We start from the raw sequence: 25,547 nt of genomic DNA on the forward strand, positions 1-25,547 counted from the left end.
AGGGGGTCGGGTCATGCGTCAGCCGCGAGGTTTCCTGCGCAGGCCGCATCGACTGCTCGCGGCCACGGCTGCCGCGGCGGTGGCGGCCGGACTGGCCGCCGGATGTTCGAGTGAAAGCCAGGTCCCGTCCATCGGATTCGCCGTCGACGCGGCTGTCGCCAGCTACAACGGCGGCAGCACGCTCGGCGCGAGCACCGGCGCCACCGCGGTGTTCGGCCGGGTGCTGACCGGCTTCTTCTACACCGGGCCGGACGGCCAGCAGGTCGCCGACACCGACGTCGGCACCGCCAAGGAGGTGCCGGGGGAGTCCCAGACCATCCAGTACCGGCTCAACCCCGACGGCGTGTACTCCGACGGCGTGCCCACCTCCTGCGATGATCTCGTGCTGGCCTGGGCGGCGCGCAGCGGGCGCTTCACCCGGCCCGGCGACGGCGGCCCGGTACCGCTCTTCGACGCCGCGAGCACCGCCGGATACGAGGACATCGAGCGGATCGAATGCCTGCCCGGATCCAAGGACGCGACGGTGGTGTTCCGGCCCGACCGCCGCTACCTGCCGTGGCGCAACCTGTTCACCGCCGGTGAGCTGATGCCCGCGCATATCGCCGCGCGGGCGGCGAATGTGCCGAATGTGGTGTCGGTGATGCAGTCCGGCGACCCCGGTGCCATCCAACGGCTGGCGGATTTCTGGAACAGCGGTTGGACGCTGGCCCCCGGTGAGCTGGACGTGAGCCGCTTCCCGTCGTCGGGGCCGTACCGGATCGAATCGTTCACCGAGGACGAGGGTCTGGTGCTGGTGGCCAACGAACGCTGGTGGGGCAACAAGCCCGAGACCGGTCGTGTGGTGGTGTGGCCGAAGTCCACCGATCTGGCGGCCAAGGTGGGCGAGGGCGCGGTGAGCGTGGTCGATATCGGGGCCGGGTCGGTGCCCGGGCTCGAGCTGGGCGGTTTCGAGGTGCAGCAGGTGCCGGGCCGTGGTGCCGAGCAGCTGGTGCTGTCCACCGGCGGTGTGCTCGGCTCGGTCGAGGCCCGGCGCGCCTTCGCCTCGTGTGTTCCGCGCCAGGCGCTGTTCGACGAGCTGGGCAAGGTGCCGGAGGCCCCGGAGTCGGGTCTCGGCTCCGGCCCGCTGAACTCCCGTATCCTGCAACAGGATTCGCTCTACTACCCGGCGATCATCGGCGGCGCAGAACCGTATCGCAGCGTCGATGTGGACGGGGCGAAGGCCGCACTGGCGGCAGCGGGCGCCCCGGCGCTGACCATCCGCGTCGGCTACCAGACTCCCGACGACCGCCGCGCCCGCACCGTGGCCAAGATCGCCGAATCCTGCAAACCCGCAGGTATCACCGTCGTGGACGCGGGCGCCCCCGATTTCCGCCCGGCCCAGCTGTCCGCCGGAGCGGTGGACGCCGTGCTCGGAAGTACCGCGAGCGTCCCCGGCCCGGCGGGCTCGCTGGACGGCGTGGCCGCGACCAGCGCGTTGCGGACCGGTAGCGGACTGAATTTCGGGCGATTCGGCAACGGCCGTTACGATGCGATCACCGATCAGCTTGCGGCCGACGACAACTCGACCACACGGCTGAATCTGCTCACCGAGGCCGAGGGCCTGCTGTGGGCGCAGCTGCCGAGCATTCCGTTGTTCGCCACGCCGCGCACCATCGCCTTCGGCAACGGTTTGCAGAACGGCATCGCGGCCCCCACCCAGGCGGGTACCGGTTGGAACATGGACCGGTGGGTACTGAAGCGGTGAGTTGTGGGTGATGTGACTATGGAGAGGTGTCGATGAGCAAGCACGCGGCGATCGAATCCGACGACGCAGTCGCCGAGCGGACAAGCAAGGCCGCGCAGATCGTCCAGCAGCTGACCCGCTGGCGTGACGACTTCCCCGAGCCCGGCGTCCGCTTCGCCGATCTCACCCCGGTCTTCGCCGACCCCGAAGGCTTCCGCACCGTCATCGACTGCCTGGCCGCCAACGCCCCCGACGCCGACCTCGTCGCCGCCGTCGACGCCCGCGGCTTCCTGCTCGGCGCAGGCGTCGCCGCCACCCTCGGCACCGGCGTCATCGCCGTCCGCAAGGCGGGCAAACTGCCGCCCCCGGTCGTCACCCGCGAATACGACCTCGAATACGGCAAGGCCGCCCTGGAAATCCCCGCCGACGGCGTCTCCCTCGTCGGCCGCCGCGTCCTGCTCCTCGACGACGTCCTCGCCACCGGCGGCACCCTCGCCGCCGCGGCCGACTTGTTCACCCAGGCCGGCGCCGAGATCGTGGCGGCCGCGGTGGTGCTGGAGCTGGAAGCTCTCGGCGGGCGCAAACGGCAGGGCGACTACCCGCTGTCGGCCATCGTCACGGTCTGATCGCGAGCGAGCGACCTCCGTCCCGTTCCCGGGACCGCCGGCGATCTTGTTGCCCGGTCCGCACCGCCTCGCCGCTGCTGGCCACCCCGGGTGCCGGCAGTCGCGGGCAGGGGAAGAGCGGGCTCCCGTTCGAGCGTTGTACTTCGGTACGGCAGTGCCAGTAAACGGGTTCGGCAACCTGTTGCCGAACGGCTGGCCGAGGCGAAGGCTAGAGTTGATGGTCTGGGAGGTTGCGGTGGTCGGATGAGGTTCCGGCCACGGCGTGGAGAGGTGGTGGCATGACTCAGCATCTGGGCGAGGCGAACGTCGAGCAATCGGCTGCCTCGCGGCCCGGCGGTGCGCCGGCCACCTCGTCCGATGGTGCAGCGGCCCAGCCCGCGCGACCCGCGACCCCAGGGCCCAATCCCGGTGTGGTGCGCCAGCCCGGCGCGGCCGCGGTGCCGACGTCGGCGTCGCGGCGGGTGCGGGCGCGGCTGGCTCGGCGAATGACCGGTCAGCGCGGCATCGCGGCGGTCAAACCGGTGCTCGAGCCGCTGGCCACGGTGCATCGCGAGCTCTACCCGAAGGCGAACCTCACGCTGTTGCAGCGGGCCTTCGACGTCGCCGACGAACGGCACGCCAAGCAGTTCCGCAAGTCCGGCGACCCCTACATCACCCATCCGCTGGCGGTGGCCAATATCCTCGCCGAGCTCGGCATGGACACCACCACGCTGGTCGCGGCACTTCTGCACGACACCGTGGAGGACACCGGGTACTCGCTCGAGCAGCTCACCGCTGATTTCGGTCCCGAGGTCGCGCACCTGGTCGACGGCGTCACCAAGCTGGACAAGGTCAATCTGGGGGCGGCGGCCGAGGCCGAGACCATCCGCAAGATGATCATCGCGATGGCGCGCGATCCGCGCGTGCTGGTGATCAAGGTGGCCGACCGGCTGCACAATATGCGCACCATGCGGTTCCTGCCGCCGGAGAAGCAGGCCAAGAAGGCAAAGGAGACCCTCGAGGTCATCGCGCCGCTGGCCCACCGGCTCGGCATGGCCACCGTGAAATGGGAACTCGAGGACCTCGCGTTCGCGATCCTGCACCCCAAGAAGTACGACGAGATCGTGCGCCTGGTCGCCGACCGCGCGCCCTCGCGCGACACCTACCTGGCCAAGGTGCGTGCCGAGATCGTCAACACCCTGGCGGCCAGCCGGATCAACGCCGTCGTCGAGGGCAGGCCCAAGCATTACTGGTCGATCTATCAGAAGATGATCGTCAAGGGTAAGGACTTCGACGACATCCACGACCTGGTCGGCATCCGCATCCTGTGCGACGAGGTGCGTGACTGCTACGCCGCCGTCGGCGTGGTGCACTCGCTGTGGCAGCCGATGGCCGGGCGGTTCAAGGATTACATCGCCCAGCCCCGCTACGGCGTCTACCAGTCGTTGCACACCACGGTCGTCGGCCCCGACGGCAAGCCGCTGGAAGTGCAGATCCGCACCCAGGACATGCACCGCACCGCCGAGTTCGGCATCGCCGCGCACTGGCGGTACAAGGAGACCCGCGGCAAGCACTCCAGCGATACCGCCGAAGTCGACGATATGGCGTGGATGCGCCAGCTGCTCGACTGGCAGCGTGAGGCCGCCGATCCGGCCGAGTTCCTGGAGTCGCTGCGGTTCGACCTCAAGGCCCCGGAAATCTTCGTGTTCACCCCCAAGGGTGATGTGATCACCCTGCCCCAGAAATCCACCCCGGTGGACTTCGCCTACGCGGTGCACACCGAGGTCGGGCACCGCTGCATCGGTGCCCGGGTCAACGGCAGGCTCGTCGCGCTGGAACGTCAGCTGGAGAACGGCGAGGTCGTCGAGGTGTTCACCTCGAAGGCGCAGAACGCAGGCCCCAGCCGCGACTGGCAGAGCTTCGTGGTCTCCCCGCGCGCCAAGGCCAAGATCCGGCAATGGTTCGCCAAGGAGCGCCGCGAAGAGGCGCTGGAAAGCGGCAAGGAGCAGATCAACAAGGAAGTCCGCCGGGTCGGGCTGCCGCTGCAGCGGCTGATGAACGTCGACGCGATGAACGCGGTCGCCAAGGAGCTGCACTACACCGACATCTCCGCGCTCTACACGGCCGTCGGTGAGCACCAGGTCTCCGCGCACCACGTCGTGCAGCGGCTGATGGCCCAGCTCGGCGGCATCGGCGATGTGGAGAACGAACTCGCCGAACGCTCCACGCCGTCGACCACCCCGGCCCGCCAGCGTGTCTCCGGTGACGCAGGCGTGCTCATTCCCGGCGCCGAGGGCACGGTGGCCAAGCTGGCCAAATGCTGTACACCGGTGCCCGGCGACGAGATCATGGGCTTCGTGACCCGCGGCGGCGCGGTGAGCGTGCACCGGGTCGACTGCACCAACGCCGGTTCGTTGCAGGCCCAGTCCGAACGCATCATCGACGTGGAGTGGGCGCCATCGCCGTCGTCGGTGTTCCTGGTGGCCATCCAGATCGAGGCGCTGGACCGCACGCGGTTGCTCTCCGATGTCACCAAGGTGCTCGCCGACGAGAAGGTGAACATCCTGTCCGCCTCCGTCGCCACCCACGGCGACCGGGTGGCGATCAGCAAGTTCACCTTCGAGATGGGCGATCCCAAGCACCTGGGCCACATTCTCAACGTCGTGCGCAATGTCGAGGGCGTCTACGACGTCTATCGGGTGACCTCAGCAGCCTGATCCAGCGGCCTTCGGCTGGGTCGTCGCCCAAGCTTCGCAGGGCTGCCGCAGGCCGTCCAGATGTCATGGGGGCTTGGCAAGCTCGTCGACGAGTTCGGAAACTTTGGCACGGTTTCGCATCGCCGCGCCGTGGCGTATCCGGGGTCGAGCGGTGCGCCGTGTAAACTTTCCTCCGCTTCAGCGGTGATAGCCGGAATCTGTTACGGTCTATTGCGTTTCACGGCGCTCAGGTAACTTCTGCAATACGGATTGCGGGTCGCTATGGCTGGATGCACGACACGATTTTCGGGGCTGCTGATCGCGCTCACCGTCGCTGTGTCGACCGCTACCGCGGGTACGGTCACGGGCGGTGTGGCGGCGGCGCAGGCTCCGAATGTCGCGGGCCCGTCGACGAATTTGCCGATTGATAGCTGTCCTGCGCTGTATGCCTTGGGGATTCAGGGCACCGGCCAGTCGTCCCCGGACGCCGCACCCACCACCGACACCGGAATGCTGTCCACGGTCTTCCTGCCGATGATGGCCGAAGCTCCAGATGACGGGCTCGTCGAGCGCGCTTACGTGCCTTATGAATCCGGCTTCGGCGGTGCCACCGGCGGTGGGGTGGTGCCGTATTCGGAATCGGTAGCCGGAGGGTTGTCGAGGCTGCGCAGCATGGCGTCGTCGGTGGCCGAACGCTGCCCGAACACCAGGTTCGGCATCGTCGGCTACTCCCAGGGCGCGCACGTGGCCTCGATCTTCGCCCAGGAAGTCGGGCAGGGTAGCGGCGTGCTGCCGCCCGAAAAGGTCGCCGCGGTAGCGCTGTTCGCCGACCCGACCCGCAATCCGGGCGCACCGCTGTTCCCCGGTGCGCCGGGCAAGGCCACGCCCGACGCCGCGCCCGGGACCGCCGGTGCGGAACTCGCGCGGATCGTGGCGCTGCCGCAGGCACCCGCCAGCGGTGGCGGCATCGGTCCCGAACGCGACAAGGCCGAGAACTTCGGCGCGCTCACCGGCCGGGTGGCCAGTTTCTGCGCGGCAGGCGATCTCGCCTGTGACGCCCCGGAGGGCGCGCCCATCCTGAAAGCGGTGGCCACGATCGCCGGTCAGGCCAAGCTCAGTGGTGGCGATCCGATCGCCTCGCTGGTCTCGGTCGCTCAGGCCCTGGCCTACACCTCGATCAAGACCGCGACGAAGGTGGTCAACGAGGATATCCAGGGCAATTCGCTGGCGAGTCTGTCGATCTCGCCGAAGAAGTCGATCTCCCAGCGTCTGGCCGATGCCGCCGACCCGCGCACCCCGCTCGACATCCCGGCCGCCCTGCGCGCCCTGCTCAAAGTGGGCATGATCGGACTGAACGCCGTGGTCACCGTGGTGCGCACGGTGCTGAACCCGGCCGCCATTGCCGACTTGGCCACGGCCGGGCTGAGCAATCCGCCCGCCGCGTTGCTCGCCCTCGGCACCAAACTGGTGGGCGCGATTCCGCAGCTCATCCCGCCCACCACCGGCGTGCGCCTGGTGAATCAGGCCTTCGACGCCGTGGTGCAGAACATCACCGACAACAAAGAACTGCTCAATACCACCACCTGGGTGCGGTATTGGGATACCGTCCAGCGGCACGGTGCCTACGGCACCGCCACCGTGTCGGCCGACGGCGACGCTCCGACGAAGTTCGTGGCCGACTGGTTCGCCGCCGTCGCCAGGGATCTGGCCGGCACCTTCGGTTCCGATACTGCGCCCCAGCCGGGCTCGGAGACCGCGCAGGACGCCCCGCGGGCGCCCGCGCCGGGATTCACCGAGCCCGGCCCCGGCGCGTCGACTTCACCTGACCAATCGGGTACGGGACAATTTCCCTTTGGGACAGGAGTCGACGGCGCCTCCTTTGGCGGCGCGACTGCGGACCGAACCATCGAACCGATCGCGACGACCGAACGACCCGACACACCCACCACCTACCCGTTCTCCACGAACTGATCGCCGAGAGGGTTCGACGATGCGACACCACGCGCCCCGATCTGCGGGAATGGGGGAATGTTGAAGTCGTACAAACATCTCGATCGTTGGTACGACGCCCTCGAGCCGGACGCCGGGTCGAGCGCCCCGGCACGCCCCGCCGAGGAGAGCGCGCCGGTCGCGGACGAGGACGACGGCCCCGCGAGGTACCCCGACTACATCCACGACGAGGAACCCGTCGCGCCTCCCGAGCCGCCCGTGCGGCGCAGCGAATTCACCGGCGGCTGGTCGGACTGGGTGGCCGACCGCGCGCCCGGCCCCGACGACGACTACACCCCGCGCAATGGTGACGTGGTCCGGTTCCCGTGGCCCGACGACGATCCGGAGGAGATCGCCGAACCGGTGCGCCTCGGCGCGGCGCGCGACCTGCGCACCGCGGTGAAGAGTTCCGGTGGCGGCCGGACGCGCGCGGTCCTGGTACTGCTCGCGACGGTGCTGCTGCTGGCCGCCGCCGCGGCCGGCGTGCTGTATCTGCTGGGTGGCTCCGGCGAGCGCCGTGCCGGCGAGGAGACCGCGGTCCAGTTCACCGCGGGCAGCTCCGATTCCGCCGCCGGGCCTGCGCAGCGGTGTCCGACCGAACGCACCGACGAGGTGGTGCGCAGCGCGGAGGCCGGCGGCACCGGCTCCGGCCCCGACGCGATCCTGCGCTTCCAGTACGCCTACTACGTCGACCGTTCCGCGGCGCTGGCCCGCGAAGTCGTCGCTCCCGACGCGCCGGTCTCGCCGGCCTCGGTGATCCAGCGCGGTATCGACAGCATCGCCGAGGGCACCACGCACTGTGTGCGCATCGTGACCCTCGAACAGGGCCGTTACTCGGTCGAAGTCACCGAATACCGGCCCGATGGCCAACCGGCCACCTACAGCAAGCAGATGGTCACCACCGCGGTGATCGGCGGCCGCACCCTCATCACGGGTATCACGGCCGGATAGAGGGAGAGCAGAGCGATGGGAGACGACTGGAGCCGTTGGCTCGACGATGCGCCGGATGCCGGCGCGCCGTCGGACCGCTCCGGGCGCAGCAAGGCTCCGGTGGTGCGGTTGCGCGGCGAGCGCGGGTCCACCCGTGGCGGACGCACCGGGTATCGGCCGGTCCTGGTGGTGGGCGGTTGCGGTGGTGCGGGGACCACCACGACGGCGTTGGGCCTTGCGGGTGAGCTCGCCCTGTCGGGGGCGCAGACCGTCGCGGTGGACGCGACCGCCGCGGGCAGTGATCTCGGGCTGCGCGGCGCCGACGAACACCTGCATCCGATCAGCCTGCAGTCGTGGTTGTACGGCCGCGGCGACGACGAACCGGCTCCGCTGAAGGAATGCCTGTCGCGCTCGACCTCCGGGTTCGGACTGCTGTGGCGCGATGCGGCACCACTGCGCAGGCGTGCGAGTTATCTCACGGTCGCCCGCGCCATCGACGACGCCGGCTACACCGCCGTCTACGACGGTGGCCATCCGATTGCCGGACGTCAGCTGCGGCCGCTGCTCGATGACGCGGATGTCGCTCTGGTGCTTGCCATTCCGGCGCGAACCGACGCCGCCAACCGGCTGCGCGTCACGCTGGAATGGCTCGACGACGAGTTCGGCGACGCCGTCGACGGGCCGGGCAGCGGCATCGTCGGCGACACCACCATCGTCATCTCGCATCAGCAGCCCGGCGTCGATTCCCGAGTTGCCGACCATTTGCGTGAACATCTGTCCGGCTGGGTTCGCGACATCGTGGAAATCCCCTACGACACGCATCTGGCGCGCGGTGAACTCGTGCGCCACATCTCGCTCGACGATCAGACGCGTCGAGCGTATGGGCGTCTTCTCGCCGGGGTGGCATCATGACCGCCGCCATGAATCTTCGCCGCCGCAAACCCGAATCCACACCGGCCGGGGTGATCGCCCCACCGGAGTCGCGGCGCGCGCCCATCTGGGACCGCCCGGTGCCCGGTGCCGGGCGTGCGCCGCTGGTCTGGTTGCTCGGTGTGCACGGCGGGGCCGGAGCCAGTAGCCTCGCGCACGTGCTCGCGCCCGCGGCGGATTCGGGCCGCCGCTGGCCCGGCGTCTTCGACCGCGAATCGCCGTTCGTCGTGCTGGTATGCCGCGAAACCATCGCCGGTCTGACCCGCGCCCATGACCTGCTGCGCCAGCACCATGCCGGTTTCGCCGGTCCGTCGGAGGTGCTCGGGCTGATCACCGTCGCGGCGCGCCCGGGCCGCATGCCCGCCGAGATCCGCCGCTACCGCGAGGTCGTCGGCTCGCTGGCCGGGCGGCTGTGGCAGGTGCCGTGGTATGAGGAATGGACCCTCGTCGAACCGGAGAAGCTGCCGGTGTGGGCGCCGGGGGTGGAACCGCCGCTGAAGAAACGCAGGATCGACCCGCTCGACGAAGTTCCGCTGGAAGTGCGTGATCTCGGTGCCGAGATCGTCGCGGCCGCCCGCGAGAGCATCGCCGACGAGGCGAACGAGGAGGGGATGCGATGAGTCCGGCCATGATGCTGCACGAGGGGGGCGCAGGCGGTGCTGGCGCAGGTGGGCAATCCGACGCCGGAGGCTCCGCCCGCAACGGACGCCGGATTGCAGGCGAGTCGCTGGGGAATCTGGGCGCTGCTGATCGGCCTTCCGCTGGTCGCCATCGGCGTGGTGATCTTCGTCCTGCTCCGGGTCGCGAGTTCCGATCGCCGGCGCGCACCCGCACCGCCCGCCCCGCACGGCTGGGCGGCACCGGGGCAGTCGCCCGGCTGGAATGCTCCCGGCCCGCAGCCGGTTCCACCGCACGGTCAGCACGCCGGACCGGGGTGGAACCCGCCGCCGGGCCCCGCCACCCCGAACCCGAACGGCGCGCCGCCCGCGCAGCCGGGATGGGACCGGCCACCCATGACCACCAACCCACCGGGGCACTGATGAGCGAATTGTGTGCGATGCCGTCGATATCCACCCCTCCACCCATCGAGAAAGGCACCCGATGAGCACGATCCTCCTCGCCGTGCAGGACACATACGGCACCGTTCTCGCCCAGGTGGGCAATCCGACACCCGAGGCGCCTCCCGGGTCGGAGAAGATCCTGCAGCTGGTGCGCTACCTGACCTGGTTCGTGCTGCTGTCGGGCATCTGCGGCATCACCTACGCCGGCGGTAAATTCGCCTGGGAGAAGTGGACCGGCGGCGGCCTGGAATCGCCGAAGATGGTGGCGGGCGCCATGATCGGCGGTGTCGTCGCCACCAGCGCGGGCACCATCATGAACGCCGTCATCGGGACGTGAGGTCGACGATGTCCAGTATGCGGGCCATGGAATTGCTGGCCTACAAACAGATGCCGGCCGAGGTCGTCGAGCCGATCATGCAGTTGCTGAACTGGCTGCTGTGGTTCGTGCTCATCGGTTGCCTGGCCTGGATGATCGTCTCGGCGGGCAAGCTGTGGATCGCGTTCCGCGGCGACCTGGCGATGAACGACTCCTCGCACGGCGTCCTCATGAGTCTGCTCGGCGCGGGGGTGGCCAGCACGGCCTCCGGAATCGCGCTGGCCTTCCTGCCTGCATGAGCCGACGGCATCGAACAGAGAACCACCAGCCGATGAACTCCACAGTGTGTGCGCCCGTCTGCCGCCATGCGAGGTGGCGTGGTGTGCGCGGACCGGCCGCGGGCGCGTTCGCGGCGACGATGCTGCTGGCCGCGGTCGGCTGCGCGAACGGCGACAACGCGGGCCCCGGTCTGTCCACCCCGCCGTCGAACGTACGCTGGGAGCCCTTCCAGGGAGTGGCCCTGCCACACACCGACCAGGGGCCCGCGCACGAATCCGACGGCGCGGCAACGGGCTTCGATCATTCGCCGCCCGGTGCCGCGGTCGCCGCCATCACCCACACGGTGCGATTGTCGGTGGCTACCGACAGCCAGTGGCCGAAGGTGGTCGCCGCGGAGGTGTTACCGGGCCCCGGTAAGGACGAGTGGGTGGTGAATCGGCTGCTGCTGTCCATCACCGGACCGGCGTCACCGGAGTACGCGCCGCGGTTACTCGGCTACAAGATCACCGGATACACCGATGAACGCTCCACCGTGGACGTCTATACCGAGTATTCGGACAGTTCGATGGCGGTGAACCACACCGTCGTCGAATGGTTCGGCGAAGACTGGAGGTTACGGCTGCCCGACCCGGACTCGACCGAACCCGCGGTCGACGACATCGACGAATTACCCAGCGACATCGTGATATTGGAGGCCCCGCAGTGAGCGAGAAGAAGGAGCCGTACGCGCGCGATCGCGTCTCCTTCGGCGTCGTCGCCTCCGCCGCGGTGCTGACGCTCATCGTGATCGTCGGGGTCTTCGTCTATGTCGGCGGCGATGACGAGCCGGCCGGCCAGGGCAGCGTCTCGGTGGTCGACGGGCCGGGGTCGGAGGGATTCGCCGAACCGGAGGTCGACATCTTCGGCCGCCGGGTCGACATCCCGAACAACCCCGCGGGACAGCCGCTTCCGCAGAATCCCGAATCGCAGGCCAAGCCCTCGGACCCGGATTGGCTGACCGCGGCGCCTGCCGGAACCACGCAACCGCGTGGCTGGCAGCGGGTGTACGGCGCTTCGGTGCCGTTCTCCACCTCCGACGGGCCGACGCGCATCGAAGACGGTCTCGCGGTGGGCTACGCGCACACCCCGCAGGGTGCGGCGCTGGCCGCGGCGCAGATCACCTACCGGCTCAATGCCCGACCGGCGCACCGGGATCTGTATGTGCGGCAGGTGCGGGTGTCGGCGCAGCAGATCGCGGCCTACGATCGCGCGCTGGAGGCCGATCGGCTGCCCGAACAGCAGCCGGAAAGCGTGACCAGGTATTTCGTCGCCTCCGATGCGTTCAAGGTCGACGATTACGCCGACGATATGGCCATCGTGCGGCTGGCCACCCGCGCGCAGGTGGTGGACGGCAAGCAGTTGTGGGTGGCGATGCGGATGATCATGGTGTGGGACGCCGGTGACTGGCGGCTGAAGCCGACCACCTCGGAGAACCCGCCGGCGGAGTACATCGAAACGCTCGAGGGGTGGACGGCATGGTGACGGCATCGCGCAGTACCGAGACGGCCACACGCACAGGGAAAGCGCACGAGGGTGACAGGCGAACAGCTCGACCGGACCGATTCCCCGCACGAGACCGAGGGGTTCCCATGGTGAGGCGGATTGTCACGATCTTCGCGGTCATCTTCACGGTGATGATCGCGACGCCGACGGTGGCCTACGGCCAGACCTACGGCTTCGACGAGGCATGCAACGAGATCCACGAAACCCTCGACAACGTCGGCATTCCCGGCGTCTCGCTCGGTGACGCGGCCTCGGCGGTGTGCAAGGCGGGCAATGCGGCCTCCCATCCCGGCCAGGCCGCGACCGCGGTGAAGGACAAGGCATGGGATTCGACCTTCGGCAAGGTCGTCGATTCGCTGATGAAGGGTCTCGGCGAGGCGATCATCCTGGCGCTGACCTTCTGGATGAAGGTGCCCAACGAAGCCGTCAGTGATTCCGGCGCGTTGTTCACCAAGATCAACGACTACACCTATCAGGTACAGATTCTGCTGCTCATCGCGTCGGTGATGATCTCGGGCCTGAGATTGGCCGAAGCCAGACGCGGGGCCGTGATGAACGAAGCGGCCGAATCGTTCCGGATGTTCGCGCGGGTGGTGTTCAGCTCCTGGATGCTCGGTGCGGTGATCGTCGCGGGCACGGTGGCCTCGGATCGGTTCGCCGAGTGGATCATCAATGATTCCACCAACGGCAATGCCAAGAACCTGGCCGAGCTGATGGTGAAAACCAGTAAGCTGCAAGCCTTCTCGCCAGGTTTGGTTTTGATCATCGCGATCGTCGGCCTGCTCGGCGCGTTGGCGCAGATCGTGCTCGCCATCGTCCGGCAGGGCCTGCTGGTGATCGCCGCCGGTGTGCTGCCCCTGGCGGCCGCGGCGTCGGGGATGAACACCGGTAAGCAGTCCTATCAGAAGCTGGTGGGCTGGATCATCGCGTTCATGCTGTGGAAACCGGTCGCCGCCATCGTCTACATGATCGCGTTCACCACCGCGGGCCACGTCGACGAGCTGACCTCCACCTCCGGGCTGCCGGATGCCGAACAGGCCCAGCGCATGCTGGTCTCGATCGTGCTGTTGTGCAGTGTGGCGTTCGTGCTGCCCGCGCTGATGCGCCTGGTCACCCCGGCCGTGGCGATCGTCGGCAGCGGCGGCTCCGGTCTGACCGCGACCGGCGGCACGCTGCTGGCCGCCGCGGGCATCGGTGCCCTCGCCGGCACCAAGGCCGTCGGGGTGAAGGGCGCCGCGGCGCCCGGGTCGGCCGGATACTTCGGCGGTGCGGGTAGCCCGCCGCCCGGTGGTAGCGGCGGGCGCGGGGGCGGCGCACCCCGACCTGCGCCGCCACCCCGAGGCGGCGGCGGAGGTGCGGCGGGCCAACCGCCACGGGCCTCCGGCGCACCCGCGGGGGCGGCCGGGGTACCGTCCGGTGCGGCGCGCGCGGCGGGCCGGATCGGCGCGGCCAGGGCCGCCACCTCCGGGATGAACCGGGCAGATCAAGTCATGGGTGATGTCGCGGGCGACCGCTGGGCCAACCGCTCACCCGACCTCGGGAGGAGCACCATTCCGCGATGACGAACCTCGACACCTACGAGCGCCGTTCCTACGGCCTGTGGCAGAAACCGCGCAGCGCCGGCCTTTTCGGCCTGCGCTGGGAAGAGACCGTGCTCGGTTTCGTCGTCGTGATCACCGCCCTGATCACCGCGATGGTCGGCGGTTTCCAATGGGGGCTGATCGTGGGTGGCGTCGGCGTCGCAATCATGGTTCCACTGGTGTGGCGGACGGGGGGCCGCTCCGGCTACGAGACGGGATTGATGATGTTCAACTGGATGCGTTCGCGCAGTCGCGGCGAGCACGTGTACCGCGGCGGCCGGTTCTCCCGGATCCCCGGCGGGGTCACCCGGCTGCCCGGGCTGCTGGCTCCGTCGAAGCTGTACGAGGGCATCGACGCGGGCGGCTACAGCTTCGGCATGATCCATCTGCCGCAGTTCGCCCAGTACACCGTGGTGCTGCGGGCCTGGCCCCAGGGCCATGAGGCGGTCGACCAGCCGGTGATCGACCGCTGGGTCTCGGCCTGGGGCACCTTCCTCGCCTCGGTGGGCCAGACCAGCGATATCGTCGCCGTCGTCCCGGTGATCGACACCGTGCCCGAAACCGGGAACCGGCTGCTCACCGAGGTATCCACGATCACCCGGCCGGAGGCGCCGGAGCTGGCCCAGCAGGTGATGTACGAGCTGGCCACCGAATTGCCGCAGGAGCGCGTGCAATTGCTGCCGCGGGTGGCCATCACGTTCAAGGCCACCACGGCCGAGCGCCGCAAGAACCCGGCCGAGGAAGCGGTGGAGATCGGGCGCAGGCTGCCCGGCATCTGCGCCGCCCTGGCCGAGGCGGGCGTGCGCGCGCAGCCGATGTCGGCCGATGAGGTGATCTCGTTCATCCGGCGCAGCTACGATCCCGCCTCGCAGGCCGATCTCGAGGTGGCCGCGGGTGAACCCGAAGGCCACGGCCTGGACTGGGCCGACGCGGGCCCGGTCTCGCACGACGAGAAGTGGGATCACTTCGTGCACGACGGTGGTCGTTCGGTCACCTGGGAGATGGACGCGGCCCCGGAAGGCGCCGTCGACGAACGGGTCCTGCAGCGGCTGCTCGCCCCGAATCCCGAAGTGCCGCGTAAGCGTATCGCGATCGTGTACCGTCCGCATTCAGCCGCCGACGCCGCCGAGATCGTCGATGACGACTTCAAGAACGCGCTGGTGGCGCAGCAGAGCGAACGCGGAGTCGTCTCCGCGTCGGCGACCCTGCGGGTCGGCGCCACCCAGCAGGCCCGCGAGGAGCAGGCGCGTGGACACGGCGTGACCCGCTTCGGGGCGCTGGTGACCATCACCGAGCCCCTGCGCGGTGATCTGCCGCGGATCGAGGCGATCACCCGTGACCTGTCCACCCAGGCGCGGTTGAAGATCCGGCGGTGCTACCGCTACCAGGCGGCGGCCTTCGCGGCCTCACTCGGCTGCGGAGTGATCCTGCCCGAACACGCGACGATTCCGAAAGCACTTGCGGGGTGAGCGATTGATGGCACGCGAGCACGAGCCACCCGTACGGGAGCGCGAGGACGTCCGCCGGCCCCGGCGGACCGAGGCCGATCACGACGAATGGGCACGCCCCGAGCGTCGGCGCGAGACCCCACGGGAGGAGCCCGCCCGGGAGCGGCGCGGCAGCGGCGGACGTCGTCCGCGCGCCGGTGCGCCACGACCCGACGGTGAACGTTCGCGTGCCGACGTACCGGGCACCGACAAGGCCGCCGGTGCACAGCCAGGTCGCGGTGGACGCGCCCGCCCCAACCGCACCGATGCCGCGCGGGCACGTCCGGTGAAGTTCGACAAGACCGCCGACCGCGCGATGCGCAATCCGAGGCAGGATCGGGCCACACAGCGCGCGAAAGCCAAGGCGGACAAGCGGCAACAGTCCGGGCCGCCGCTGCTCGACGACGACACCCGCGCGCGGCTGGAGATGATCAGCCGGGAGCAGTCCGGGCTGCGCGCGGCCTGGGCCACCTTCCGTATCCGCACCGACGATATCCGCCGCCGCAACTACGCCGCCCGCGCCGAGCAGACCTACGTCGACGGCTTCGACCGGCAGACCGCACAGCTCACCGACCGCGGCTATGCGGGCCCGGGCGGCGGCCGGATGAACGTGGTGGGCAGGCCCGTCGAGTATCGCGCCACCACCGCACAGGTCGCGGGCCTGTGGCCGTGGTCGGTCGGTGCCGGCGCGCCGCTGATCGGTACTCCGCTCGGTTCGCATCTGCACACCGGGGCGCCGGTCTGCTTCGACCCGATGAACTGGTTCATGCGCGGTAGCTTCATCACCGCGCCGAGCCTGTTCGTGCTCGGGCTCAACGGCTTCGGTAAATCGTCGCTGGTGCGTCGGATCGTGCTCGGCGGGATCGCCCAGGGCATCACGCCGTTGATCCTGGCCGACGTCAAGCCCGACTATCGCAAGATGGTGGAGATGGTCGGCGGCCAGGTGATCGATCTCGGTTACGGTCACGGCAAGCTCAACCCGCTGGCCGCGGGCGTGCTCGGCCAGGTGGTGCCGCAGCTCGATCACCTTCCCGCCCTGCAATTGCAGGTGTTGCAGGATCTGCGGGCCCGGCAGGTGACGCTGATCGCCGGTCTGGTCGAGTTGGTACGCGGTGCGCGGGTGCGCGATTTCGAGGAGACGCTCATCTCCACCGCCCTGCGCATCCTGTACCGGCCGGGCAGCGGGTTCACCCCGGACAAGCCGCCCATCATGGACAACCTGCTCGAGGTGATCGTCGCGGGCGGCGAGGAATTGATGCTCGACGCCGGCGCGGACAACGAGTCCGAATACCAGGTGGCGATCAAGAATCTGCGCCGGTCGCTGCGCGCGCTCACCCAGGGTCCGTTCGGCGCGGTGTTCAACGGCCAGACCTCGGTGCCCATCGACACCGATTCGGTCGCGGTGTGCATCGACGTCTCGCATATCCCGCAGGGCGACAAGAAGCTCAAGGCCGCGGTCATGCTGGCTTGCTGGGCCGACGGATTCGCCGCCGTGGAGGCCGCGCACACGCTCACCGATGCGGGGATGGCGCCACAACGCTATTTCCAGGTGGTGATGGACGAGCTGTGGCAGGTGCTCGGTCTCGGCGATTTCATGGTCGACCGGGTCGACGAACTGACTCGTCTGCAACGTGGCATCGCCACCGCGCTGATCATGATCAGCCACACCATCAAGGATTTGCAGTCGCTGGGTTCGGAAGCGGCCATCGCCAAGGCGCTCGGTTTCCTGGAACGGGCGCGCGCCAAGATTTTCGGTGCGCTGCCCGCCGAGGAGATCAAACGCCTCGACAGCACGATTCCGTTCACCGCTGCCGAAGAGGAGATGGTCACCGGATGGTCGGCGCCGCAGGCCCTGACCGGCGAGGCGCTCAAGCCCGGGCAGGTGCGGCCGTCTCCGCCGGGCACCGGCAAGTTCCTGCTGAAGATCGGCGAGGACCGCAGGCCGGGAATTCCGTTCCACATGGAGTTCACGTTGTCGGAGAAGGAAAGCGGAATCCACGACACCAACCAGCGTTTCGACGAGTTCACGCGGGTGCCGGGCCCTGCGGGCGGCCCGGAACCGGGTGGTTCGGATTCGGCGGGTGGGAGCGCAGCATGATGCCGCACCGGTCTTATCGCAAAGTGTCGCCCGAGGTGCGTGACGCCGCCGTCGAGCAGGTCATCGCGCTCACCGGGAAACTACGCAGCGAATCGGAGGCGTGCCGGGTGGTCGCCGAACAGATCGGCGTGCACACCAATTCGGTGCGCAACTGGGTGCGGGCCGCGGAAGGCCCGAGCCTGGAACGCATGGACGCCGTCGCCCTGCGCCGCAAGGTCGCACTGTTGCAGCAGCAGCTGGCGGCGGCGGCGGAGATGAACCGGGCGCTGGCCGACACGCTCAACGAAGCCCGGCGCCGCACGTGAACCCTGCGAGGGTGTCATGAACGTGCGCTCGGTGCTGGCGCTCGTCGTCGGAGCCGCGCTCGGCCTGATGACGCTGGTGGTGGTGATCGTGCTGCCCTCGGTGGACGACCCGTGCGAGGGCGGCGAGGTTCTCGGTCCCACCCAGACGATGCTGCCGCCGCTGGGTGGTTATGCGCCCGGCGATCCACGGGCCGCCGGTGCCTCGCCCACATCCGGCACGGGCACACCTGCGGCGCAGGCGAATCCGGCCGTCACCGCGACGCCGTCGCTGGCCGCCGGTGTCGGGTCTCTGCGGCGGACGTTGCCGTTGGCCACCGGCACCTACAGCATTTCCGACGTCTTCGGCTCGCGCGGTGGCGGGCACAAGGGTGTGGACATGGCGGCCGCCGACGGCACGCCGATCTTCTCGGTCGGCGACGGCCGGGTGGTCGCGGCCGGTCCGGCGTCCGGATTCGGTAACTGGATCGTTGTCGACTCGGTCGACACCAACGGCCGCGCGTATTCGGCGGTGTACGGCCATATGTGGGACAGCGGCGTCCTGGTGCGGGTGGGGGAGACCGTGCGCGCCGGACAGCATATCGGCTATGTCGGCTCGGCCGGCGAATCCAGCGGCCCGCACCTGCATTTCGAGGTGGTGCCGGGTGGGCGGTTCACCGGTGGCCGTCAGATCGATCCGATGCCGTGGCTGGAGGGCGCCCCGACTCCGGATGTCGGTGGTGCGCGCGCGTTCTCCGACGACCCACGCTGTGTGCGTGGCTTCGGCAGCGCGGGAGGAGCGCTCGCCGATGGCAAGGTTCCGCCCGAACTCGAGATCTGGTACCGGCGCGCCGGTTCGATCTGCCCGGAGATCACGCCGTCGCTGCTGGCCGCCCAGGGCAGGCAGGAGTCCGGCTTCCGCCGGGGCGCCACCTCGCCCGCGGGCGCGCAGGGATTGGCGCAGTTCCTCCCGGGAACGGCGGCGAGCATCAATCCCGATGACGGCCAACCGTATGTGATCGATGCCGACGGCAATGGTGTGGCCAGTGTGTGGGACGACGGTGACGCCATCGTCGGTCAGGGTCGCTATATGTGCGCCATCGCGCACAAGATCTCCGGCTGGCTGTCGCAGGGCCGGGTGCAGGGTGATCTGGTCTCCTTGACGCTGGCCGCCTACAACGCCGGTGAGGGCGCCGTACTCGCCTCCGGCGGCATGCCGAATCAGGTTGCCGCGCACTATTCCGAGACCCACCCGTACGTGGCGAACATCCTGGCGATGGAGCCGCAGTACCGTGCGCCGGGATCGCTCGGACGATTCGTGCCGGGGGAGGGGACCGAGGGCAGCCAGGTCGTGCAGGCCGCCCACGAGTGGCTCGGCACCCCGTACGTGTGGGGCGGCGGTGGCCCGCAGGGGCCCACCGGGGGCGGCCTGGACGGTCCGGGTCTGACCGCGGCGGCGGTCTTCGCGGCGTCCTCGGGCTCGATCACCCTGCCGCGCACCGCCGAACAGCAGTGGGAAGCCGGAGTGGAGGTGCCGTTGAGCGCGATCGAGCCGGGTGACCTGGTGTTCAGCGATTTCGGACCGCGTGGTCCCGCGCAGGTGGGTGTCTACGCCGGTGACGGGCAGATGATCCGCTCCGCGCCGGGCGCGACCGCGGGTTCCGCGGGTGGGGTGGCCGAGGCGCCGGTGCCCGGCGACGCACGAGCGAGGAGAGTGCTGTGAACACGCGTGCGGCAGCGCCGAACCGGCGGCGGGGACGGTTAGCCTGGAAGAGCAGGGTATCGGCGCGGGCGAAACTGGTGGTGGTGCTGGTGACGGGCATCGCGATGATGAGCGCGGCCTGCGGTCGCGAGGACGACGGGCAGGCAGGTCCGGGCAGCGGACCCGCTACTTCGACCACCCGTCAGCTCGAAGCTGTTCCGGCACCGGACCCGGTCACGCCCGAGGGCGTGGCGGTCGCGGCCCTGCGTGAGATCTACACCTGGAATCCGGTCGGCGAGGATCAGGGCGCGTCACTGGTGCGGGCACGGAAATGGCTCGGTCCCAGCCTGATTCGCGTCGCAGAAGGCGCCAGCACCGGCGGCGAGACTCCCAAACCGTCCCTGCGCTGGGCCGAATGGGCAGACGCGGGCGCCAGGATCGACGCCTTCACCTTCGCGTCCGGCGAGAAGGCGCCGGCCGGTGCGGATCCGAACGTGCAGCAATTCAAGATCGGCATCGAACAGACCGTCGTCTACCCCGACGGACGCGAGGAGCCGCTACCGCCCGCCACCGTCATCGCCACCGTGGTCCGCACCCCGGACGGCTGGCGGCTCGACGGCTATCGGTGACAACGCTTTCCACACGGATCAATCAGGAGGCAGGTATGGCGAAAAAGAAACCGGTGAAGGATCCGGCAGTTGTCGGACCCGACGGCACCCTCATCCTGATCTACGTGGTCGGCGCCGTCCTCGCCACCCTGTGGCTGGCCCTGCATCTGGGCAATCTGCTCGCGGTGACCCGCCAGGACATCCCGGTGAACCCGATCGAGATCGTGGCCGGTTTGATCCGCGGCAAACTGCACTGGCCGCGCGGGGCGACCGTCATCCTGCTGCTCGTCATCGCCACGGCCATCGCCGTGGTGGTCATTCGGCGGCGGCTGCAGGCCCGCCGCAACAAGGGCAGGCTCGGCGTCGACGACAAGGCCGACGTGATGGGCAACGGCAGCGCCATCGCCTCGCTCACCGAGGCCGGCGTGCGCGAGAAGGCCAAGCAACTCGGCGTGCGCCTCGGCTACGACGACGCTCCCGGTGTGCCCATCGGTATCGGCGTCGCCGACGGTGTGATGCTGTACGGCTCGTATGAGGATCTGCACCTCGATATCTGGGGGCCGCGTCAGGGCAAGTCGACCTCCCGCGTCATCCCGGCCATCCTCACCGCCATCGGTCCCGTGCTCGCCACCTCGAACAAGCGTGACGTGGTCGACGCGACCCGTGACGTCCGCGCGGCCAAGGGATCGCCCACCTTCGTCTTCGACCCGCAGGGCGTGGCGGGCGAGGAGGCCAGCTGGTATTGGGATCCGCTGGGCTGGGTGGATGCCCGCCACGAAGGCTGCGAAATGCGCGCCGCCCGGCTGGCCGGCCATTTCGCCGACGGCGACGACGGTTCCGACGCCAAGACCGACGCGTTCTTCGATCCGGAAGCCGAAGATCTGCTGGCCGGGCTGTTTCTCGCCGCGGCGGTCGGCGGCAAACCGATCACCCAGGTGTGGGAGTGGGTCACCAACCCGGGCAATATCGAGCCGATTCAGCTGCTGCGCGATACCGGGCACGATTTCACCGCCTCCGGCCTGGCCTCGCAATACAACACCGACGACCGCACGCGCAGCGGTATCTTCGGTACCGCCAAGAAGATGGTGCGCTGCCTCAAGCTCACCAATGTGCACCCGTGGGTCACCCCCGGCGGAAGTCGCCAGCAGTTCGACGAATTGGATTTCATCGAGCGCAACGGCACCCTTTACAGCCTCTCGCTCGAGGGCCGGGGGTCGGCCTCACCACTGGTCAGTGCGCTGACCGAGGCGGTGATCGATATCGCCATGCGCAAGGCCGCGCGGTCGGCGGGCGGACGCTTGCCGATACCGCTGCTCGCGGTGCTGGACGAGGCCGCCAACGTGGTTCGCTGGAAGGATCTGCCCAAGCAGTACAGCCATTTCGGCTCGCGCGGCATCGTGGTGATGACCGTGCTGCAATCGTGGGCCCAGGGCGTGCGTTGCTGGGGCGAAGCCGGCATGAACGCCCTGTGGTCGGCGGCCAATATCAAGGTGCTCGGCAGCGGCGTCGACGATACGAACTTCTTGCGTGAGCGTTCCGAGGCGATCGGCGAGCATTCGTCGATTTCGGCGTCGGTATCGGAATCCAAGGGCAGCAAGAGTTATTCGCGCTCGCTGGGTTCGTCGAAGACCTTCACGGTGCAGGCGCTGGCGACCCTGCCGCGCGGGCGGGTCATCGTCTTCCCCTCCGGTGCGCCGCCGGTGCTGGTGCGCACCGTCCCCTGGTGGGAAGGCGATTACGCGGCAGCGGTGCAGCAGTCGATCGAGCAGCACGATCCGCAGCGCAAGACCGTGATCACCGATCTGATCCCGGCGCCGTCGCTGAGCAAGGCAGTACCGTCAGCGGAACCGGGTGCCGGTTCCGGCCAGATCGAGGAGGTTCGTCCACTTGACCAGCAATGAGCAGCCGGAAACCGAATACCACGATGTCGGGGAGTTCGTGCACAACTACCTGACCGGGCTGTATCAGCGACAGGTCACCGACATCAACGACACCGTGTGGTGCCCGGAATGGTGGCGGCACAAGGAAGCGGTGGCCCGGCTGGAGGCGGTGTGGCGGGCCTTCGAATTCTTCCGGCAGGATCCGACCACGGGGATGAGCATCTGGTTGCTCAACCATGCCGATAAGCACATGGCGGTCCTGTTCGACCCGAAGGGCCCGTTCAAGTACTGCAGTGTGCGGCACGGGCACAAGGAGATGCTCACCAGGCTCCCGGTCGCCACCTATCCGGAGGGCTTGTTCAGCAACCCCGACGAATACAGCCGCACCACCTGAGCGGTCCGAATACGACGCGGCGCCCGCCGAATTCGACGGGCGCCGGACGAACGGTGTGATCAGCGGGTGCGTTCGAGTCCGCGGGTGCGCTCCTGGTCCCTGCCGGTGAGGATTTCCAGACCAGGTTCGGGGCGGGTGCGGATGGCCTCGATGGGCGGCTTGGCCTGGCCGATCTCCATGAACATGCGCACCGCGGCGATTTCCGGCGCGATACCGATCTTGGCCAGATGTGCGGCCAGCGCGGCGCGGCGTTCCGGGGAGTCGTAGCGGATGGCGGCCTTGGCCGTGGCGGCGGCGATGGACCCGCCGGTGGGGGCGGGGAGCGAGGGCCGGTCCTTGTGCAGCGAAACACCCCGGTAGGGCATGCTCTCGCGCTCGACCGTGGCGGTGGCCTGCTGCGCCAGCCCCATCACCTTCTCCTGGCCGAGCGTCTTCTCCGGCGCGGGCCGGGAAATCATCTGGGCCAGTTCGATATTGCGCGGATCCTTGGACTTGGATTCGCGGGCCTCACGGATCTGCGCCTCACGCGCTTCTTTGATCTTGGCCTCGGTGAGCTTGGCTCTGGCCTCGGCTTCCTTCTGACCACGCTCCCGGGTTTTCAGCGCGACCAGGGTCGCGATCTGCAACATGGTCTTCATCATGGCCGCGGTTTCCCGGCCGATATCGTCCAGTTCCTCGGACATGGCTGCTCCCGATGCTGCGGTGATCCCTATGGATGATTGTGGTGCTTCGTCATGAACGCCGCTTCATATGTCATCGACTTCTTACGTCATCGATACAACCGCCATGCGAAAGGTGGCCGCCCGGCGATCCCTGGCCCGCCTGTGCGAACACCGGGAGCTCGCGCCGCCGACTTCGCTACGCGCACTCCGTATTACGAGATTACCCGAGAACACCCGGCCCAGTCGTTCCTAGCGGACCGCTCATCAGCATATATCGCACATTTCCGGCACGGAACCGAACTCGCCGGATGATCTTCGGTTCGAGGTCGAAAAGGCCGAACGATGACGGCGCCGGAGCAGGTTCGCCACCGATAGATCGGGCCCGCGACCAGTGCGGTCGCGGGCCCGATCTCGAGGGACGGGAAATCAGTCGATGCGGACCGAATTCAGCGTCACCGGCTGGTTCGGCTTGCCGTCGCCGGGGCCGTTGGACTCGTCCTGCCCGGCCTGGGCGATCTTGTCCAGGGTGGCGAGCCCGGTCTCGTCGACGGTGCCGAAGATGGTGTAGTTCGGCGGCAGCTGGGAATCGCCGTAGACCAGGAAGAACTGGCTTCCGTTGGTGCCCGGCCCGGCATTGGCCATGGCGATGACTCCGCGCTTGTAGGCGATCGGTTCCTGCAGGGCCGGATCATCGGGGGCGAACTGATCGGTGGGGTACTCGTTGTCGAACTGGTAGCCCGGTCCGCCCATGCCGGTGCCGGTCGGATCGCCGCACTGCAGCACCTCCAGGCCGGGGCCCTGGGTGAGGCGGTGGCAGCTGGTGCCGTCGAAGAAGCCCTGACCGGCCAGGCTGGCGAAACTGTTCACCGTGCACGGCGATTCGGCGTTGTTGAGCGTCAGGCCGATCGGGCCCTGGCTGGTCTCCATGCTGATGCTCAGCGTCGCGTTGTCGCCGGTGGTCTGGATGCCCTCGGTGCGCGGCTTCTGCGCCGGCTTGTCGGCGGGCTTGGGGCTGTCGGGATAGGCGCAGCTGACGGTGGCGGGCTTGGCCTTGGCCGACGGCGGAGGCGCGGCGATGGGGGTGCTCGACAGCGAGGCGTCCGGCGTCTCGGCCGCGGTGTTGTCGTTGTCCTCACCGCGGGTCAGGAAGTACACGCCGGTCACCGCCGCGACCGCGACGACGACGCCGAGCGCCGACATGGCGATGGTGAGTTGCTTGCGCTTGCGCGCCCGCGCGGCCCGGTTGGCCAGCTGGCGCTCCAGCTTGCGTTTCGCTGCCGCTCGACGCTGTTCGTTGCTCGGCACTACCACGTTCCTCCCGTGCGGCGGCCTGGCCCGGAGACCGGCCGTGCGCTGTTCTCTCACTACGAAAGTGTCATGTTCGGCTAAGAGTGTGCCATCTCTACCTGAGACCGCCCGGCACCCGCCGCGACCCGCGCGGACAAACCGGTTGGACTCGAGGCACGGTAGTGAGGGAAACTGGACCATCGTGACCAAGACCAGCAGCTTCTCCGCCCCGAAGGGGGTACCGGACTACGTGCCCCCCGGCTCGGCCGAGTTCGTCGCGGTGCGCGACGGCCTGATCCGCGCCGCCCGACTCGCCGGGTACGGGCATATCGAGCTGCCGGTCTTCGAGGACACCGAGTTGTTCGCGCGTGGTGTCGGCGAGTCCACCGATGTGGTGAGCAAGGAGATGTTCACCTTCTCCGACCGCAGCGATCGCAGCGTCACGCTGCGGCCCGAGGGCACCGCCGGAGTGATGCGCGCGGTCATCGAGCACGGCCTGGATCGAGGGCAGCTGCCGGTCAAGCTGTGCTATTCCGGCCCGTTCTTCCGCTACGAGCGCCCGCAGGCCGGCCGTTACCGTCAGCTCCAGCAGGTGGGCATCGAGGCCATCGGCATCGACGATCCAGCGCTGGATGCCGAGGTCATCGCCGTGGCCGATGCCGGCTTCCGCGGTCTGGGGCTGGACGGCTTCCGGCTCGAGGTCACCTCGCTCGGCGATGAGACCTGCCGCCCGCAGTACCGCGAGCTGTTGCAGGAGTTCCTGCTGGCGCTGCCGCTGGACGAGGAGACCCGCCGCCGCGCCCAGATCAACCCGCTGCGCGTGCTCGACGACAAACGTCCGCAGGTGCGTGAGATGACGGCCAACGCGCCGCTGATGATCGATCACCTGTCGGAATCGGCGAAAACCCATTTCGAGCAGGTACTCGGCCACCTCGACGCGCTGGGCGTGCCGTATGTGGTGAACCCGCGGATGGTGCGCGGGCTGGACTACTACACCAAGACCACCTTCGAATTCGTGCACGACGGGCTCGGCGCCCAGTCCGGGATCGGCGGCGGCGGCCGCTACGACGGCCTGATGGCCGAGCTGGGTGGGCAGGCGCTGTCGGGAATCGGTTTCGGTCTCGGCGTCGACCGCACCGTGCTCGCGCTGGCCGCCGAGGGCAAAACGGCGGGTGATCCGGCGCGCTGCGAGGTCTTCGGCGTTCCGCTGGGCGAGGCCGCGACTCAGCGCATGGTGGTGCTGGCCGCACAGCTGCGCGCCGCCGGGGTGCGGGTCGACCTGGCCTACGGCGGGCGCGGGGTGAAGGGCGCGATGAAGGCGGCCGATCGCTCTGGGGCCAAGTTCACCCTGGTCCTCGGCGACCGCGATCTGGCCGAGCAGACCATCGGGCTCAAGAACATGGCCACCGGCGACCAGCGCCAGATCCCGCTCGGCGAGGTGGTGGGCGCCGTTACCGCCGCATTGCATCGCGCGGAGTAGTACGGTGCCCGGGACAT

23 protein-coding genes are annotated in these 25,547 nt (G+C 68.9%); 21 read left to right on the forward strand and 2 right to left on the reverse strand.

Annotated features, from left to right (window positions below; genetic code table 11):
- Nucleotides 1-13: 13 nt before the first annotated feature.
- The 20 genes from AC5W7N_RS11235 (at nt 14) to AC5W7N_RS11330 (ending at nt 22,101) form a co-directional block, all read left to right on the forward strand.
- Nucleotides 14-1,744 (forward strand): ABC transporter substrate-binding protein, encoded by a 1,731-nt coding sequence (locus AC5W7N_RS11235; protein WP_163814646.1) that lies wholly within the window; start codon nt 14-16, stop codon nt 1,742-1,744.
- A 32-nt stretch (nt 1,745-1,776) separates the two neighbouring features.
- Entirely contained in the window at nt 1,777-2,349 is a 573-nt protein-coding gene (locus AC5W7N_RS11240) for an adenine phosphoribosyltransferase (RefSeq protein ID WP_228806470.1), read from the forward strand.
- A 278-nt stretch (nt 2,350-2,627) separates the two neighbouring features.
- Nucleotides 2,628-5,045: a RelA/SpoT family protein gene (locus AC5W7N_RS11245; protein WP_163814645.1), complete on the forward strand. Its 2,418-nt coding sequence runs from the start codon at nt 2,628-2,630 to the stop codon at nt 5,043-5,045.
- Nucleotides 5,046-5,474: 429 nt separating this feature from the next.
- The gene (locus AC5W7N_RS11250; protein WP_194990692.1) at nt 5,475-6,995 is read left to right on the forward strand and encodes a cutinase family protein; all 1,521 of its coding nucleotides are present in this window, start codon (nt 5,475-5,477) and stop codon (nt 6,993-6,995) included.
- A 57-nt stretch (nt 6,996-7,052) separates the two neighbouring features.
- Nucleotides 7,053-7,964 carry a DUF8176 domain-containing protein gene (locus AC5W7N_RS11255; RefSeq protein ID WP_175585943.1) on the forward strand — a complete coding sequence of 304 codons (912 nt, stop codon included), beginning with the start codon at nt 7,053-7,055 and terminating at the stop codon, nt 7,962-7,964.
- Nucleotides 7,965-7,979: 15 nt separating this feature from the next.
- Complete coding sequence (locus tag AC5W7N_RS11260) at nt 7,980-8,855, forward strand: MinD/ParA family ATP-binding protein (protein ID WP_163814643.1); 876 nt, start codon at nt 7,980-7,982, stop codon at nt 8,853-8,855.
- Nucleotides 8,852-9,493 (forward strand): hypothetical protein, encoded by a 642-nt coding sequence (locus AC5W7N_RS11265; RefSeq protein ID WP_163814642.1) that lies wholly within the window; start codon nt 8,852-8,854, stop codon nt 9,491-9,493. Before AC5W7N_RS11260 ends, AC5W7N_RS11265 begins: the two co-directional genes overlap by 4 nt.
- Nucleotides 9,494-9,529: 36 nt before the next feature.
- Nucleotides 9,530-9,913, forward strand: a complete 384-nt coding sequence (locus AC5W7N_RS11270) for a hypothetical protein (RefSeq protein WP_495923642.1) — start codon at nt 9,530-9,532, stop codon at nt 9,911-9,913.
- 61 nt (nt 9,914-9,974) lie between these two features.
- On the forward strand, nt 9,975-10,271 hold the full coding sequence (locus AC5W7N_RS11275; protein WP_014351788.1) for a hypothetical protein: 297 nt from the start codon (nt 9,975-9,977) through the stop codon (nt 10,269-10,271).
- An 8-nt stretch (nt 10,272-10,279) separates the two neighbouring features.
- Complete coding sequence (locus tag AC5W7N_RS11280) at nt 10,280-10,549, forward strand: hypothetical protein (RefSeq protein WP_228806469.1); 270 nt, start codon at nt 10,280-10,282, stop codon at nt 10,547-10,549.
- A gap of 83 nt (nt 10,550-10,632) precedes the next feature.
- Nucleotides 10,633-11,235, forward strand: coding sequence for a DUF8175 domain-containg protein (locus AC5W7N_RS11285; RefSeq protein ID WP_280210560.1), 603 nt, complete (start codon nt 10,633-10,635; stop codon nt 11,233-11,235).
- A complete protein-coding gene (locus tag AC5W7N_RS11290) occupies nt 11,232-12,050 on the forward strand; it encodes a DUF8175 domain-containg protein (protein WP_163814641.1) in 819 nt (272 codons plus the stop codon). The genes AC5W7N_RS11285 and AC5W7N_RS11290 overlap by 4 nt, the downstream gene beginning before the upstream one ends.
- Before the next feature lie 107 nt (nt 12,051-12,157).
- On the forward strand, nt 12,158-13,633 hold the full coding sequence (locus AC5W7N_RS11295) for a hypothetical protein (RefSeq protein WP_163814640.1): 1,476 nt from the start codon (nt 12,158-12,160) through the stop codon (nt 13,631-13,633).
- The gene (locus AC5W7N_RS11300; RefSeq protein ID WP_163814639.1) at nt 13,630-15,120 is read left to right on the forward strand and encodes an SCO6880 family protein; all 1,491 of its coding nucleotides are present in this window, start codon (nt 13,630-13,632) and stop codon (nt 15,118-15,120) included. The genes AC5W7N_RS11295 and AC5W7N_RS11300 overlap by 4 nt, the downstream gene beginning before the upstream one ends.
- Nucleotides 15,121-15,127: 7 nt before the next feature.
- Entirely contained in the window at nt 15,128-17,236 is a 2,109-nt protein-coding gene (locus AC5W7N_RS11305; RefSeq protein ID WP_495923645.1) for a putative type IV secretion/conjugal transfer ATPase, read from the forward strand.
- A 23-nt stretch (nt 17,237-17,259) separates the two neighbouring features.
- Nucleotides 17,260-17,541, forward strand: a complete 282-nt coding sequence (locus AC5W7N_RS11310; RefSeq protein ID WP_234012184.1) for a transposase — start codon at nt 17,260-17,262, stop codon at nt 17,539-17,541.
- A 16-nt stretch (nt 17,542-17,557) separates the two neighbouring features.
- Complete coding sequence (locus AC5W7N_RS11315; RefSeq protein WP_163814637.1) at nt 17,558-19,240, forward strand: peptidoglycan DD-metalloendopeptidase family protein; 1,683 nt, start codon at nt 17,558-17,560, stop codon at nt 19,238-19,240.
- Nucleotides 19,241-19,329: 89 nt separating this feature from the next.
- Nucleotides 19,330-19,848, forward strand: a complete 519-nt coding sequence (locus AC5W7N_RS11320; RefSeq protein ID WP_495923648.1) for a hypothetical protein — start codon at nt 19,330-19,332, stop codon at nt 19,846-19,848.
- Between the two features lie 35 nt (nt 19,849-19,883).
- A complete protein-coding gene (locus AC5W7N_RS11325; RefSeq protein ID WP_194991421.1) occupies nt 19,884-21,728 on the forward strand; it encodes a type IV secretory system conjugative DNA transfer family protein in 1,845 nt (614 codons plus the stop codon).
- Nucleotides 21,715-22,101: a DUF4913 domain-containing protein gene (locus AC5W7N_RS11330; protein ID WP_036537879.1), complete on the forward strand. Its 387-nt coding sequence runs from the start codon at nt 21,715-21,717 to the stop codon at nt 22,099-22,101. Before AC5W7N_RS11325 ends, AC5W7N_RS11330 begins: the two co-directional genes overlap by 14 nt.
- A 59-nt stretch (nt 22,102-22,160) precedes the next feature.
- Here the strand turns inward: AC5W7N_RS11330 and AC5W7N_RS11335 are convergent, their stop codons facing one another.
- On the reverse strand, nt 22,161-22,784 hold the full coding sequence (locus tag AC5W7N_RS11335; protein WP_194991422.1) for a hypothetical protein: 624 nt from the start codon (nt 22,782-22,784) through the stop codon (nt 22,161-22,163).
- A gap of 405 nt (nt 22,785-23,189) precedes the next feature.
- Nucleotides 23,190-24,068 (reverse strand): peptidylprolyl isomerase, encoded by an 879-nt coding sequence (locus tag AC5W7N_RS11340; RefSeq protein ID WP_495923651.1) that lies wholly within the window; start codon nt 24,066-24,068, stop codon nt 23,190-23,192.
- 184 nt (nt 24,069-24,252) lie between these two features.
- On the opposite strand from AC5W7N_RS11340, the gene hisS reads away from it, so the two are divergent.
- Entirely contained in the window at nt 24,253-25,530 is a 1,278-nt protein-coding gene (hisS, locus tag AC5W7N_RS11345; RefSeq protein WP_194991423.1) for a histidine--tRNA ligase, read from the forward strand.
- Nucleotides 25,531-25,547 lie beyond the last annotated feature (17 nt).

This window comes from Nocardia sp. CDC519 (genome assembly GCF_059509835.1).